The organism is Pedobacter caeni (assembly GCF_900129215.1).
Classification (GTDB): Bacteria; Bacteroidota; Bacteroidia; order Sphingobacteriales; family Sphingobacteriaceae; genus Pedobacter; species Pedobacter caeni.
Window position 1 is genome coordinate 450,766 of record NZ_FQUQ01000002.1, and the last position, 13,622, is coordinate 464,387.

The window sequence follows — 13,622 nt, forward strand, 5'->3', positions numbered from 1 at the left end:
TTAGGGAAAGAATTTAATCATTAAAGTTATGGGTTTTTCAAAAGCGATAATTGCTATTAAAGGAAATCATCTTGATCATTTAGAAAAGGTATCAGCAATTTTAAATTATTTTGACGGAGTCGATGATCAGGAAATACTGGAAGAATTATCGGAAACAGCGGAGTATGAAAATGACTGGACCTTACTAACAGATGAAGAGATGGTTTATGTGGTGGAGGATGATCTGATCGGGGAATTGTCACAGGAACTGGCTGCTGCGGTATATACATTTACGGTACAGACCACTTCTGCAAGTTATGGTTTCAGCTATTTCGAAGGAGATAAGAACCGGGTTTTCTTAGTCCAGGATGGCGACATTATTTCGGATGAAGGGGAAAGCCTGTCCATTGAAACAGGTCAGGAGATCAGCGAAGATATCGGAGAAGAGGACATTGTCGCTTTAGCCTCAAAACTGGGCATCAGCCTGGAAGAGGAATAACAGGAAACAAGAAAGGGATGTTCCATCCAGACACATCCCTTTTCTAACCAAATATAAACCTGTATGAACGGGTTTTACTTTAAATTTCCGTAGTACTCTACGAATTTAGCTAATGCATTAGAATAGCCCCATTCGTTATCATACCAGGAAACCACTTTTACGAAGTTGTCATTTAATGCAATACCTGCATTTGCATCGAAAATAGACGCATGATCATCTCCTATAAAGTCAGAAGAAACAACTTCATCTTCTGTATATCCTAATACACCTTTCAAGTAACCTTCAGAGGCTTCTTTCATGGCAGTTTTAATTTCTTCGTAAGTCGCCGCTTTTTCTAAGCGTACTGTTAAATCAACTACAGATACGTCAGCTACCGGTACACGGAAAGCCATACCTGTTAATTTTCCTTTTAAAGCAGGGATTACTTTTGTAACCGCTTTAGCAGCTCCTGTTGCAGAAGGGATAATGTTAGAGAAACCTCCACGTCCACCTCTCCAGTCTTTCGCCGAAGGACCATCTACTGTTTTTTGTGTTGCAGTAACCGCGTGTACTGTGCTCATTAAACCTTCGATGATACCGAATTTATCGTTTAATACTTTAGCGATTGGTGCTAAACAGTTTGTGGTACAAGAAGCGTTGGAAACCACAGTCTGATCAGCAGTTAACTGTTCGTGGTTAACACCCATTACATAAGTAGGGATCGAATCATCTTTAGCCGGGGCAGAAAGAACAACTCTTTTAGCACCTGCCTGAATGTGTTTTTCTGCATCAGCCTGAGTTAAGAACAAACCAGTCGACTCAATTACAGTTTCTACACCTACTTCATCCCATTTTAAATTTGCAGGATCTCTCTCTGCTGTGATACGGATGGTTTTTCCGTTTACTACAAGGTGTCCGTTTTCTACTGCAATTGTACCATCAAAACGGCCGTGAGTAGAGTCGTACTTTAACATATAAGCCATGTAATCCGGCTCCACTAAATCATTGATCGCAACAATATCTAATCCTCTTTTTAAAGCAGCTCTAAAAACCAGTCTGCCGATACGGCCAAAGCCGTTTATTCCAATTTTGCTCATTTTGTTAATTTGAATAGTAGTTTAGTAAATTATATATCGGTTCTTTAGTAATCGATGTAATTTCCAGCTGGTGTCTTTTTGCAGTTGCCCGCAATTCCTCCTGGAAGTTTCCCGCAACAAGTCCTACAAAATGTATTTCTTTTCCGGGGTGTAATTTCAATGTTGGCAATAAATAGGTCTTAAAATAACTTTCAAAACCTTTTTCTATGATGCCCAGAAGGAATTTATCCGTTCTGTTTTCCAGGAAAAAGTCGAAGAAAGAACTTAAAAACTGCTGGGCCATAGGGCGCTTATAAACGCGTTCCAAAATCTGCGGACGGTCCAGGTTGTATTTAACCTCAAACTTTTTATGGAGCTCTGCAGGTAATTTATCCTGCACAAAATACTTCAGTAGTGTTTTGCCAAGGTAATTTGCAGAACCTTCATCACCCAGAATATAGCCCAGTCCAAAATTGTTTTTCTCCGGATTTTTACCATCGAAGTACGCACAGTTTGCACCGCTTCCCAGGAGCCCGACAATCCCGCTGTTGTTGTAACATGAGGCCAGTGCTGCACCATAAAGGTCGTCCTTAACCGCAATTTTGCTGTACCTGAAGAATTGCCCTAAGGTATCAGCCAGCTCATTTCTTCTTTCTTCTGATGAAGCACCGGCAGCGAAAACATAGATTTTCTTAATGCTTTCCGCATGGTTCACCAGGATCGATTTCTTGTTTAAAAACTGAAGTATAGATTTCTGATCATTGAAACATGGATTAATTCCTGGCATACTGCATTCTGCAATGGTTTTCCCATCCCTGGCAATCTTCCAGAAAGCTGTTTTTGATCCGCTATAAACTACTGCTATCATAATTATATTGATAAAACTTTAGTCATCTCCAACAAATCACTTTCCAGTTTGAAAGTATGTCTTGTTAACGCTTCGTCTATACTAGTCGTTTTTATATCATTACCACGTAAACCTACCATTTGCATGGAATTTCCTTTCAGGAGTTCGTTGATGGCTGCAAAGCCTAAACGACTGCCTAAAATCCGGTCGAAACTACTTGGACTACCGCCACGTTGGAGATGTCCTAATATAGTTACTTTCGTGTCATAGTGGTTAAAACTCTCTTTAACTTTTTTCGCAACATCGTAAGCACCACCATCTTTATGGCCTTCAGATACAATCACGATGCTGGAAGATTTTTTTGTAGAAGCACCTATTTCCAACTGAGAAATCAGTTCATCCAGGCTGGTTTCCTTTTCAGGTAACAACACTGCTTCAGCACCGCTGGCGATGGCACTTCTTAAAGCGATACATCCCGAGTCTCTGCCCATTACTTCAATAAAGAATAATCGGTCATGAGAATCTGCAGTATCTCTGATTTTATCTATTGCTTCAATAACGGTGTTTATGGCCGTATCGTATCCCAAAGTAAAATCAGAACCGTATAAATCATTGTCAATTGTTCCTGGGATTCCGATGACGCGGATCCCGAATTTTTTGCCGAATCGCTGTGCACCTGTAAAGGTTCCATCTCCTCCGATTACAACTAATCCATCAATGTCACGGGCTTTTAAGTTCTGAAAAGCCAGCTCCATTCCCTCTTCCGTTTTAAACTCAAGGCAACGTGCAGTCTTTAATATGGTACCACCAAGGTGAATGATGTTACTAACGGATCTTGCATCCATAGGAATGATGTTGTTACTGATCAGTCCCTGATATCCCTGCAAAACCCCAAACATGTTGATACCATTGTATATTCCGGTTCGTACTACTGCTCTGATGCAGGCATTCATTCCGGGAGCATCTCCTCCAGATGTTAATACGGCGATATTTTTAATATTTGGTTTCATGATTTATGATTACGAATATAGCGTGTATTTTTTACACTAAGTAATTTATTTTTAATTTTTCCTGTTGGAGCACAAAATCCGTGTTCCTGTTTCTTTAGTTTCAAAAGAATAATAAGTTTATAACATGCGTTTTAAACCCGTTTTAAGCTATTATTTGGAATAAAAGAGAAAAACAGCATTTAATCCTATAGGCCTTTGCTTCATCAGAGCCAGTTTGCCCTTCTCTCAGATTCTGACAATGCGCTGGCAAAAGCTAAAGTCACCCTTTCCTGAAAATGAGATGAAAATCCTGATTTCTGGATAAGCAGCTGCAATATATAAAAGAGTATGGGAAAATTCAGAATTAAATTTGGCAGAATATCAAGAGAGGCAGTTTATGCGCTGTAATATTATAGCTACTAATTGCAACAAATTTTCTATAATTCTCTTTTTCATTTTGTTTTTAACTTAAATCCTGTTAATCTTGTTAAAACAGGATATTATTTAAGAACTTTAAAAGATTAGCTCCGGTACTAAGGGAGGAAAAAAAGGGAAAAAAGATAGAGAAGATAAATAATCTAAGAAAAATGAGGTGCCTTAAATAAATTTAAAGGCCGATTTAAGAAATAAGTTTGAAAAATAAAATTTAATATTTTGAAAGAAGTCTTACCAAAATTTAATTCCACTTTCTCGATTGACTGTGTGCTGTTTGGATTTGATGAAGGAGAATTGAAAATTCTTTTAATCGAAAGGAATGAAGAACCATTTAAGGACTGGTGGGCCCTGCCGGGGAACCTGGTTGCTGAGGATGAAAGTTTAGACCAGAGTGCTTCCAGGATTTTGCACGAGCTGACTGGCCTGGGTGATGTTTATATGGAGCAGTATTATACCTTCGGCGATGTGAACCGACATCCTCAGGGTAGGGTAGTCAGTATTGCCTATTATGCGCTGTTAAGGTTAGGAGGCGATAAGGCTTTGAAGCCTTTGAGCAATTATGCCAAGCAGGCACATTGGATCAATGTAAAGGATTTACCTAAACTGGCATTTGATCACCAGCAGATCTTTGATAAAGGTCTGGAAAAAATAAAACGAAGGATCAAACATCAACCAATTGCTTTCGAACTCCTGCCTGAGAAATTTACACTTACCCAGTTGCAAAATGTGTATGAGATCATTTTGAATAAAAAACTGGATAAAAGAAACTTCAGGAAAAAGATGCTGAGCTTCGGTGTCTTGAAAGACCTGGATGAAAAACAAAAAGGCGTGTCTTTCCGTGCAGCAACATTGTATAAATTTGATAAACGCAAATACGCGAAGTTATTTGGAAAAGAGATCTCTTTCTAATCCGGAAAATAACAACACTAAAAATCAGCGAAGCGCTACATTGAAAAACAGGAATCAACAAAACTGAAAACCGGCCAGGCCAATTGCCAAACCGGAAAAAATAACAAAAGCCCAAAACAACTAGTTTTGGGCTTTTACATTTGAAAAAAAATACATTTAAAAAAAGAGCAGCTTTTTAAGGAAGCTGCTCTGATATCTTATTTATTTACTGCACTGATGTGGTAATCTACCAGGTCGTCTATAGGAGAACGGATGATTTTACCCACGCCCATTTCGTACCTGTCTGCAACAATGCTCAGGATATCCCTGAAACTGTAACCTACAGATCCTACACAGTTCAATGTATACTCTTTATAATTTGGATAATGGATCACAAGATTCTCAAAGAATGCCGTAAATGCATAATCAATAGTTGAGAAGGTATAGTCTTCGTAATTGTCTTTGAAATCGTATAAAAACTTGCTGAAACCAGCGCAGAAACGGTTTGGAAGAGGCTTATTATAGATATGGTCAAAAATATCCTCATTGGTTAATGCATAGTTGTCATAAAAAGTCTCTCTAAGTCCTTTAGGCATATAACCTTTCATATAATCACTCAGGATTCTTTTACCGATAAAACATCCGCTACCTTCATCCCCAAGGAAGTAACCAAGAGAATCGATGTTCAGGGTGATGTCTTTACCATCATATAAACAAGAGTTGGTACCTGTTCCGAGGATGGCCGCAAAACCTGCTTCATCGCCAAGCAAAGCTCTGCAGGAAGCCAGTAAATCATGACCTATATTGATTTCCGCATTCGGGAAAATCTGTTGCATGGCATCTGCTACAATTTTGCGCTTGGCATCAGTGGAGCAACCCGCACCGTAATAGTTGACCTGGGTTAGTTTCTCTGTTTCTAAATGATCCGGAAGAGATTTTCTTAACGAACCAACAATATATTCTGTATCTGAGAAGTATGGGTTATATCCTTCTGTATTAAAATGAATTTTCCTACCTGCTTCATTAATTAAACACCAATTGGTTTTGGTTGAACCACCATCTGCAATAACTATCATCTTAATTTGTTTTTTTCGGGATAAAAGTAAATAATCCTAACACTTTTGTATGGTTTTTTTTCATAAATGTAATTCTTTAGTTTAAGTTTTTAAATAATTATCCGTCTTTAAATGGTCAAAAACGGCGTTTTTTGTAATTTTATTTATTGATTTAAGGTTACCATATTGTTAAAAAAACACTAAGCTAAAATACGCTTGTTATTTTGAAATCCAAATTTAAAATCAAGCATTTACAAGAAAGGGTTTTTAAATTGGGCTAAACTTAGATTTTAGCATAGAAAAAAACCTTAATTGGGCATTTATTAAACGATTTAGTACCCATTTATAGCCAATTTGTCTCCAAAGGCATAAATTTTAAAAAAGCGGGCAGGAAACTTAACAATAGTTTTACACAAAGGTTTCGTTTGTAAATAGGAGATAGATCGCCGGATTTTTTTAATATTTGTATTCATTCGTAAATAACTATGGCAATAAAAATTGATTTTAGAAGCGATACCGTAACCAGACCAACGGAAGGTATGCTCGCTGCAATGATGAGCGCAAAGGTGGGCGATGATGTGTTTGGAGAAGATGAAACCGTTCACCAACTGGAAACCAGGCTTGCAACGATGTTCAACATGGAAGCCGGATTGTTTTGCCCATCCGGAACGATGACCAACCAGATTGCCATCAAATGTTTTACCCAGCCCATGGACGAAGTGATTTGCGATCAGACTGCACATGTTTACAGGTATGAAGGAGGAGGAATAGCTTATCATTCCATGGCCTCTGTCCGTCTGTTAAACGGAGATCGCGGGATACTGACCCCCGAATTGATTGAGCCGGAAATTAACGAAGAAAACATCCATCATCCAAGTTCAAGTCTGGTGGTACTGGAGAATACCGTAAATAAAGGTGGTGGCGCCTGTTATCACCTGGCGCAGATTGAACCCATCCATACTTTATGTAATATCAAAGGGTTGAAGCTTCATCTGGATGGTGCCCGGATTTTTAATGCATTGGTGGCTACCGGTGATCATGCTAAAAATTATGGACAATACTTCGATGGAATCTCCATTTGTCTGTCAAAAGGACTGGGTGCTCCGGTAGGTTCTGTACTCCTTGCCTCCAAAGAAACCATTAGGAAAGCAAACAAAATCAGGAAAGCATTTGGCGGGGGGATGCGTCAGTCGGGTTTTCTGGCGGCGGCAGGAATTTACGCACTTGATCACCATATAGAACGTATGGCGACCGACCATCAACATGCCAAGGCCCTTGCAGCGGCATTAAGACCCCTGGATTACGTAGCTTCGGTGATGCCGGTGGAAACCAATATCGTCATTTTTGAAGTTGCCCGCGGATTTAAAGCAGAAAACATCATTCATCTTCTGGCTGAAAAAGGAATTGCCTGCAATATGATGGGTACTAATATCAGATTGGTGACACATCTTGACATTTCTTCGGAAATGATAGACATGGCGATAGAAAACATAATACATTTGCACCCAACGGGTCATAAATAACCTATTAAATGAAGAAAATCCTTATAGCCAACAGAGGCGAGATTGCATTGCGTATCATGCGCTCTGCACGTGAGATGGGCATAAAAACCGTAGCCGTATATTCTGAAGCAGACCGGGAAGCACTTCATGTGCGTTACGCGGATGAGGCAGTTTGTATTGGTCCTGCAGCTTCTAACCAAAGCTACCTGTTAGGCGAAAAAATCATTGAAGCCTGTAAAATTACGGGCGCCGAAGCCATCCATCCCGGATATGGTTTTTTGTCGGAGAATGCCGCTTTTGCCAGACTGGTCAAAGCCTCAGGGCTCACCCTGATCGGGCCCACTCCTGAAGCCATGGAAATCATGGGCAATAAATTGTCTGCAAAAGCAGCAGCCCTGAAATACCAGATCCCAATGGTTCCGGGAACGGAGGAAGCCATCACAGATATCGATGAAGCGAAATCCAGAGCGGTAGAAGTAGGATTTCCAATCCTGATTAAGGCAGCAGCCGGAGGAGGAGGAAAAGGAATGAGGGTGGTAGAGAATGTCGGTGATTTTGAAGAACAAATGCAATTGGCGGTAAGTGAAGCGACTTCCGCTTTTGGTGATGGTTCGGTTTTCATTGAACGTTACGTCTCTTCCCCGAGACATATAGAAATACAAATTCTGGGAGATACCCATGGCAATATTGTCCACCTTTTTGAAAGGGACTGCTCTGTTCAACGCAGGCACCAGAAGGTGGTTGAAGAAGCACCTTCCAGTGTATTGACCCCGGAAATCAGGGAGAAAATGGGTAAATGTGCAGTGGATGTGGCCCGCTCTGTAAATTATGTGGGTGCAGGAACTGTAGAGTTTATCCTGGATGAAAACCTGGACTTCTTCTTTCTGGAGATGAATACCCGGCTGCAGGTAGAACATCCGGTAACGGAGATGATCACCGGACTGGACCTGGTAAAGGAGCAAATAAAAATTGCAAGGGGCGAAAAGCTTTCTTATCGCCAGGAAGACCTTCAGATTAACGGACATGCCATGGAATTGAGGATCTACGCAGAAGATCCTGAAAATAACTTCCTTCCGGATATCGGTGTTCTGGAAACTTATCAAACACCTAAAGGTAATGGGGTTAGGGTAGACGATGGCTTTGAGCAAGGGATGGAAATCCCGATTTATTATGATCCGATGATCGCGAAATTGATCACCTATGGGAAAACAAGGGAAGAAGCGATGGACCGGATGATCCGCGCGATAGATGAATATCACATTACGGGGATAAAGACCACCCTGGCATTTGGTAAATTTGTCATGCAGCACGAAGCCTTCAGATCGGGTAATTTCAATACCCATTTTGTAAGTAAATATTTTAGTCCTGACCGCTTAAAGGAAGAAGATGCTGATGAGGCACTCATTGCTGCACTGGTTGGTGCGATGTCTTACAGGAAAGCAAGTACACCGGCACTTGCCCAGGTTCAAACGGAACAAGGGAGCAACTGGAAAAGAAACAGAACAAATTATAATTAAATACGCAGATGTTTACAGGAATAATTGAAACATTAGGAGAAATAGAAAGTATCAGGGAAGAAGGAACAAATCTTCACTTTGTGGTTCAGTCTGAATTGAGCAATGAACTGAAGATCGATCAGAGTGTGTCCCATAACGGGGTTTGCTTAACCGTCGTTGCCCTGACTGAAAATACCCATACGGTAACTGCCATTCAGGAAACCCTGGAAAAGGCCAACCTCGGCGATTTAAAAGTAGGGAGCAAGGTGAATCTGGAGCGCTGCATGCAAATGAATGGCCGCTTAGACGGACATATTGTACAGGGCCATGTGGATCAGACTGCTGTTTGTGTGAAAAGGGAAGAGCTGGATGGGAGCTGGGAGTACCGCTTTAAATACGATTCCAAAAATGGAAACGTGACGGTAGAGAAAGGCTCTGTTTGTGTAAACGGAATCAGTTTAACCGTTGTTGGTTCAGCGGATGACGAATTTTCAGTATTCATCATCCCATATACCTTTGACCATACCAACCTGCATGAAGTAAATCCAGGTGATACTGTAAACATTGAATTTGATATTATTGGTAAATACGTAGCCCGTCTGGTTGGCCGTTCGTAATTACCTTTTCAGTTCGTCGACTTTATTCTTTATAAATGCGATCAGCTTGGGTTGTTCCTTAGGATCAATGGTTTTTAAATATTGATTGTAATAGCTGATCGCATTTTTCTTGTCATTGAACTTGGTTTCATAGACCAGGGCGATGTTATAATATAAACTCCCGTTGTTGTCAAATAAAAGGCCTCTTTTGTAGGAGGCATTGGCCTGTTCATTTTTGTCAATGTTCTCGAAAGAATCTCCTAAAAGGCCATAGTAGCTGGCTATTCCCGGGGAGATGGCTTCTTTGATGGCTTTTTCCAGATAAGGAACTGCATTTTTATAATCTTTAAGGCCACGGTAACTCAAGGCAATGTTGTACGATAGTGTTTCGTTGTCCAGAGCTGCATTTTTAACTTTCAGGAAGTAGTCTAAGGCTTTCTGGTATTCCAGTAGCTTAAAATGACTCTTGCCCATGTTGTTGAGTACAAAGGTAGAGCTGTCACCATAGCTGAGTAGTTTTTCTCCGGTTTCAATGGCCTGCTTATATTTTTTTGCACCAATGCTGACCGGCATTTTCATTTTGAGCAATTGAAAGTTCGTGCTGTCGGCTTTTAAGGCAGGTTCAAGGACAGCCTCTGCTTTATGAAATATGTTGGCTTTAAAATAGAACTCACTGAGGTCAAAGGCAACATCCGCGTCTGTTGGGTTGAGTTGATTTGCTTTTTTAAGATCGCGGATCATGGGCATGATTTCTCCCTGTTCTTTCTCAATTCTGGCCAATTGCTTGTACACATTAAAATTATTGCTATCCAGTTTAATGATCTCCTGGTAATATGCTTTTGCTTTCCCGTTGTTTCCCCTTCTGATATTGATACTGGCCAGCTGGAACAATCCCGGGATATCACCCGGTTTTTCGGCGTACAGCTTCAAATAGTTCTTTTCCGCTTCCACCAGTTTTCCAGCCATCAGGTAAGTGTAAGCGAGCTGAGCAATCTCTTTTGGATCTTTGGTATCTTCCTTATAGCTGCTTTGCAGGTACTGAGCAGCCTCCGCATACCGCTGTGTTTGAAAATAATCGAGTAATTTTTCTTTGTCTATTGCTGTAACAGATTGTGCCTGTGTGAATTGAGTGCTTGCAAAAATTAAAAGAAGGGGAAGAAGCTTTTTCATTGGAATATATTGTTTTATGGTATTTATGAGCCCGAAAGCTCCATATTTAACAGAGTTGAAGCGATAATCAGCGAAAACTAAGTTATTAGTTTTGCTTTAATTATCCAAATCTCAAAGACATAATCTGCTTTTTATTTAGAAAAAGAAAACATAATGGCAAGTTAATTGGTTGATTAGGATATAAATAGAATGTTAATATTAATGTAAGCGCATATGGATACTTTAAAAAAGTTTGAATTAATGGAGAAGATTGTCCGGGAGCTGGAAGATTTACAACACTCTCAGCAAGCGATCATTCAGAAGATAGGAAAGATCGAAGTAGACAATATTGAATTGGGCGATAAAAGACTGGATAAAGATTTACCGGATATGCACCAAAGGGTTTCAGATAACCTGGAGACCATTGTGGGAATCCTTCAATATTTTGCAGATAAAACTCAGAACTTCGGAGATAAAAACAATGTCGATGCTTTAAAAGAAAGACAGGCAATTAATGATGCTACCGGTAATTAACCGGAGTTAATCGTAGAAAACCAATGAAATACAGCACCCCTTGATTTAGCTAAATCAAGGGGCTTTTTTTGAGAATATGTCATGAAAAAGGAGGAACTCAGGCTTCAATAGGAATAAACAGGTTAAACTTCGTACCCTTTCCAAACTCGCTCTCTACGGTAATCCGCCCATCATTCCTTTCCATGAACTCCTTGCATACCATCAGCCCAAGACCTGTTCCTTTTTCGTTCATTGTGCCTCTGGTTGAGATATTCTCCCCTCCAAATAGCCTGTTCAGGGCTTCTTCCTTAATTCCTGTTCCATTATCAGCGATGGAAAGTAACATTTGTCCGTCTTTATAAACAGAACTGATGTCGATTTCACAATCCTCGTAACAAAATTTGATGGCATTGCTCAACAGGTTTCTTACTACAATCTGGATCATGAGCATATCTGCATAAACAATATTTCCTGGAAATACGTCCTGAATGATCCGTACATTTTTTGATGCAGCAGAAGGTAAATGGTAATTTACTTCGTTGATGATCATGTTTTTCAGGTCAAAGTATTCTTTGTTGATGCCATAACCTTTCAACTGGCTTCTCGACCAGTGGAGGATGTTTTCTAATAAATCTGTCGTATATAAGATGTCTTTATTCAATATCGGCGACAAAGCCTTGAACTCTTCTACTGTAATCAGGTCATTAGAGATCATTTTAAGTACCTCAGAGAGGTTCACCAGAGGGCCGCGAAGATCATGGGCAATAATGGAAAAGATCCTGTCTTTTAACTGGTTTAATTTTTTAAGTTCTTCTGTTTGCTGCTGCGATTTGAGTGCTTCCAGTCTGAACTGGGTAAGGTCCTGTAATTTAATGATGGTCGCATCACTATTCAACCTGTTTTCATCCAGGTATAGGATGTCGGCCTCTAAATCAAAAGATACATTATGACTTTCCAGGTGCAGTTCTATTTTTCCGGATTGGTGTGTTTTTAGAAACTCAAAAAAAGCATTCTGTCCGGGGAATAAAGTTTCAATCTGGGTCCCAATGATCTTTTTACTATTGGGATCATCCAGGTATTTTCTGAAGGCACTGTTATAATCAATCACCCGGTTATCTTTATCGATCACAAGGAAACCGTCCTGGATTAAATCAAGTACTTTTTCTCTGGCAATCGGCAATACATCAAAAAGTTTAAACCTGTAAATGGCAATGGCAATAAAAAAGATTGTTGCAGCAAAGGAAAAGGGTGTAAGGTCTACATTTCCAACCGGACGGAAGCCCAGGATATAGGTAATATTGGTAAGCCAGGGGATAATCGCGGCAATGACTACACTATAGTTCTGACTTTTATAGATCGGATCAGCCTTACGGAAGGTGGCGATTAATAGATAGCTGCCAAATCCCAGTAAAATGTAGAAATACAGCGTGAAAAAATAATAGGAAGGACCAGGAACTATGTGCACCGTTGGAAATGATCCATTGGTGTCCATGTAGTATTGCGCATAATGCAGGTGATGGTAGTCGTTCGTCCAGACCAATAGCGTAATTCCCACCGTAACAACCGTTAAAATGGAAATATATAGCGGATGCCTGTACCATTTTTCCTTGCCTGCAATTTCTAAACAAAATAATACCCAGCAAAGTGGAAGTGTCGTAATCCCTATATATTCTATGTTGATGAAAAACTTGGCCTGATCCAGACTGGAACTGGCCAGCTCAAAGCCATACGCCAAAGACCAGATCGCATTGGACAACATCATTAAGCTGAACACCCGCACTGCTCCATGCTTCTTTCGGTAGGCAAACCATGCAAAAGAAAGCATAATAATGCCCGAAAATATTAGGAATATAGAGTAGGCATTAAATGTAAAATCCATTTAAAAAAGTAGATGAGAATACAATCATTAGAAAGCCTCAAATATACCCCCAACTTGATGATTGTTAATATAAAACTACGTAATTTAGTTATGAATTAAAAATATTCTTAGTTTTACATAACAGTATAATATCAACTTATCAATACATTATGAAAAAAATAATCTTATCTGCCTTATTCATTTGTTCAAGCATGATGGCTTTTAGTCAGGTGTTGCCTAGCTTCCAATTCGGACTAAAAGGTGGTGCCAACCTTACAAAATTTAGCACCAAAGGTACTTTTAACAGCGAAAATAGAGCAGGATATTATGGTGGTGTCTGGGCGCGTATCGGTGCTGCCGGAATTCACCTGCAACCGGAGCTTTACATCTCAGGAAAAAATACAACTTTAAAAGATGATGCCGGTGTAGAAAATAAAGTGAACTTTACCAGTTTGGATATTCCGATTCTGGTAGGTACTAAAATTGGTGCTGCCGGTGTTGGTATTCGCTTAAATACGGGTCCTGTAGTTTCTTTTATCCTGAATAAAGACCAGTCTATCGGTGATGCAACAAGCTCAGCACTTAAAGGAAACTTTAAAGATCAGAATTTTGCATGGCAGTTTGGAGCTGGATTAGACATCAGCAAATTAGGCATCGACTTAAGATACGAACAAGGTCTTTCTAAAATTGGAAAGGACGATTATAATGCTAAAAAATTAGGCTTGTTTACTTTGGGATTAGCCTACAGGTTATTCTAAAAA

General features: G+C 39.8%; 13 protein-coding genes. 7 read left to right on the forward strand and 6 right to left on the reverse strand.

Features of this window, described 5'->3' with window-relative positions; translation table 11 throughout:
* Positions 1 to 28: 28 nt before the first annotated feature.
* Positions 29 to 478 carry a hypothetical protein gene (locus tag BUC20_RS09285; protein WP_073230250.1) on the forward strand — a complete coding sequence of 150 codons (450 nt, stop codon included), beginning with the start codon at positions 29 to 31 and terminating at the stop codon, positions 476 to 478.
* 74 nt (positions 479 to 552) lie between these two features.
* On the opposite strand, the gene gap is transcribed toward BUC20_RS09285, so the two are convergent.
* Genes gap through pfkA form a run of 3 tightly spaced genes read right to left on the reverse strand, consistent with a single transcriptional unit; the run spans position 553 to position 3,390 of the window.
* The gene (gene gap / locus BUC20_RS09290; protein ID WP_073230252.1) at positions 553 to 1,554 is read right to left on the reverse strand and encodes a type I glyceraldehyde-3-phosphate dehydrogenase; all 1,002 of its coding nucleotides are present in this window, start codon (positions 1,552 to 1,554) and stop codon (positions 553 to 555) included.
* 4 nt (positions 1,555 to 1,558) lie between these two features.
* The gene (locus BUC20_RS09295) at positions 1,559 to 2,401 is read right to left on the reverse strand and encodes a hypothetical protein (RefSeq protein ID WP_073230254.1); all 843 of its coding nucleotides are present in this window, start codon (positions 2,399 to 2,401) and stop codon (positions 1,559 to 1,561) included.
* Positions 2,402 to 2,403: 2 nt separating this feature from the next.
* The gene (gene pfkA / locus BUC20_RS09300; protein WP_073230256.1) at positions 2,404 to 3,390 is read right to left on the reverse strand and encodes a 6-phosphofructokinase; all 987 of its coding nucleotides are present in this window, start codon (positions 3,388 to 3,390) and stop codon (positions 2,404 to 2,406) included.
* A 633-nt stretch (positions 3,391 to 4,023) separates the two neighbouring features.
* Here pfkA and BUC20_RS09305 point away from each other — a divergent pair.
* Entirely contained in the window at positions 4,024 to 4,713 is a 690-nt protein-coding gene (locus BUC20_RS09305) for an NUDIX hydrolase (RefSeq protein ID WP_069379214.1), read from the forward strand.
* Between the two features lie 197 nt (positions 4,714 to 4,910).
* On the opposite strand, the gene BUC20_RS09310 is transcribed toward BUC20_RS09305, so the two are convergent.
* A complete protein-coding gene (locus BUC20_RS09310) occupies positions 4,911 to 5,768 on the reverse strand; it encodes an N-acetylglucosamine kinase (RefSeq protein WP_073230258.1) in 858 nt (285 codons plus the stop codon).
* Positions 5,769 to 6,232: 464 nt separating this feature from the next.
* Here BUC20_RS09310 and BUC20_RS09315 point away from each other — a divergent pair, with 464 nt between their 5' ends.
* From BUC20_RS09315 to BUC20_RS09325, 3 genes are read left to right on the forward strand one after another with little or no spacing between them, the layout of a single operon-like run.
* Positions 6,233 to 7,270 carry a threonine aldolase family protein gene (locus BUC20_RS09315; protein WP_073230260.1) on the forward strand — a complete coding sequence of 346 codons (1,038 nt, stop codon included), beginning with the start codon at positions 6,233 to 6,235 and terminating at the stop codon, positions 7,268 to 7,270.
* Between the two features lie 8 nt (positions 7,271 to 7,278).
* Complete coding sequence (accC, locus tag BUC20_RS09320) at positions 7,279 to 8,766, forward strand: acetyl-CoA carboxylase biotin carboxylase subunit (protein WP_073230262.1); 1,488 nt, start codon at positions 7,279 to 7,281, stop codon at positions 8,764 to 8,766.
* Positions 8,767 to 8,774: 8 nt separating this feature from the next.
* Positions 8,775 to 9,362: a riboflavin synthase gene (locus BUC20_RS09325; RefSeq protein WP_073230264.1), complete on the forward strand. Its 588-nt coding sequence runs from the start codon at positions 8,775 to 8,777 to the stop codon at positions 9,360 to 9,362.
* Here the strand turns inward: BUC20_RS09325 and BUC20_RS09330 are convergent, their stop codons facing one another.
* Positions 9,363 to 10,511 (reverse strand): tetratricopeptide repeat protein, encoded by a 1,149-nt coding sequence (locus BUC20_RS09330; protein ID WP_073230274.1) that lies wholly within the window; start codon positions 10,509 to 10,511, stop codon positions 9,363 to 9,365. It lies immediately after the preceding gene.
* 213 nt (positions 10,512 to 10,724) lie between these two features.
* On the opposite strand from BUC20_RS09330, the gene BUC20_RS09335 reads away from it, so the two are divergent.
* Positions 10,725 to 11,024, forward strand: a complete 300-nt coding sequence (locus BUC20_RS09335; protein ID WP_073230282.1) for a hypothetical protein — start codon at positions 10,725 to 10,727, stop codon at positions 11,022 to 11,024.
* A 97-nt stretch (positions 11,025 to 11,121) separates the two neighbouring features.
* On the opposite strand, the gene BUC20_RS09340 is transcribed toward BUC20_RS09335, so the two are convergent.
* The gene (locus BUC20_RS09340) at positions 11,122 to 12,882 is read right to left on the reverse strand and encodes a sensor histidine kinase (RefSeq protein WP_073230287.1); all 1,761 of its coding nucleotides are present in this window, start codon (positions 12,880 to 12,882) and stop codon (positions 11,122 to 11,124) included.
* A 149-nt stretch (positions 12,883 to 13,031) separates the two neighbouring features.
* Between BUC20_RS09340 and BUC20_RS09345 the strand changes: the two genes are divergently transcribed.
* The gene (locus BUC20_RS09345; protein WP_073230289.1) at positions 13,032 to 13,619 is read left to right on the forward strand and encodes a porin family protein; all 588 of its coding nucleotides are present in this window, start codon (positions 13,032 to 13,034) and stop codon (positions 13,617 to 13,619) included.
* Positions 13,620 to 13,622: the final 3 nt, after the last annotated feature.

Excerpts from the sequence above, each read along its gene's own strand:
- BUC20_RS09285 (WP_073230250.1), top strand. The coding sequence starts at position 29 with ATGGGTTTTTCAAAAGCGATAATTGCTATTAAAGGAAATCATCTTGAT.
- gap (WP_073230252.1), bottom strand. The coding sequence starts at position 1,554 with ATGAGCAAAATTGGAATAAACGGCTTTGGCCGTATCGGCAGACTGGTT.
- BUC20_RS09295 (WP_073230254.1), bottom strand. The coding sequence starts at position 2,401 with ATGATAGCAGTAGTTTATAGCGGATCAAAAACAGCTTTCTGGAAGATT.
- pfkA (WP_073230256.1), bottom strand. The coding sequence starts at position 3,390 with ATGAAACCAAATATTAAAAATATCGCCGTATTAACATCTGGAGGAGAT.
- BUC20_RS09310 (WP_073230258.1), bottom strand. The coding sequence starts at position 5,768 with ATGATAGTTATTGCAGATGGTGGTTCAACCAAAACCAATTGGTGTTTA.
- BUC20_RS09315 (WP_073230260.1), top strand. The coding sequence starts at position 6,233 with ATGGCAATAAAAATTGATTTTAGAAGCGATACCGTAACCAGACCAACG.
- accC (WP_073230262.1), top strand. The coding sequence starts at position 7,279 with ATGAAGAAAATCCTTATAGCCAACAGAGGCGAGATTGCATTGCGTATC.
- BUC20_RS09325 (WP_073230264.1), top strand. The coding sequence starts at position 8,775 with ATGTTTACAGGAATAATTGAAACATTAGGAGAAATAGAAAGTATCAGG.
- BUC20_RS09330 (WP_073230274.1), bottom strand. The coding sequence starts at position 10,511 with ATGAAAAAGCTTCTTCCCCTTCTTTTAATTTTTGCAAGCACTCAATTC.
- BUC20_RS09335 (WP_073230282.1), top strand. The coding sequence starts at position 10,725 with ATGGATACTTTAAAAAAGTTTGAATTAATGGAGAAGATTGTCCGGGAG.
- BUC20_RS09340 (WP_073230287.1), bottom strand. The coding sequence starts at position 12,882 with ATGGATTTTACATTTAATGCCTACTCTATATTCCTAATATTTTCGGGC.
- BUC20_RS09345 (WP_073230289.1), top strand. The coding sequence starts at position 13,032 with ATGAAAAAAATAATCTTATCTGCCTTATTCATTTGTTCAAGCATGATG.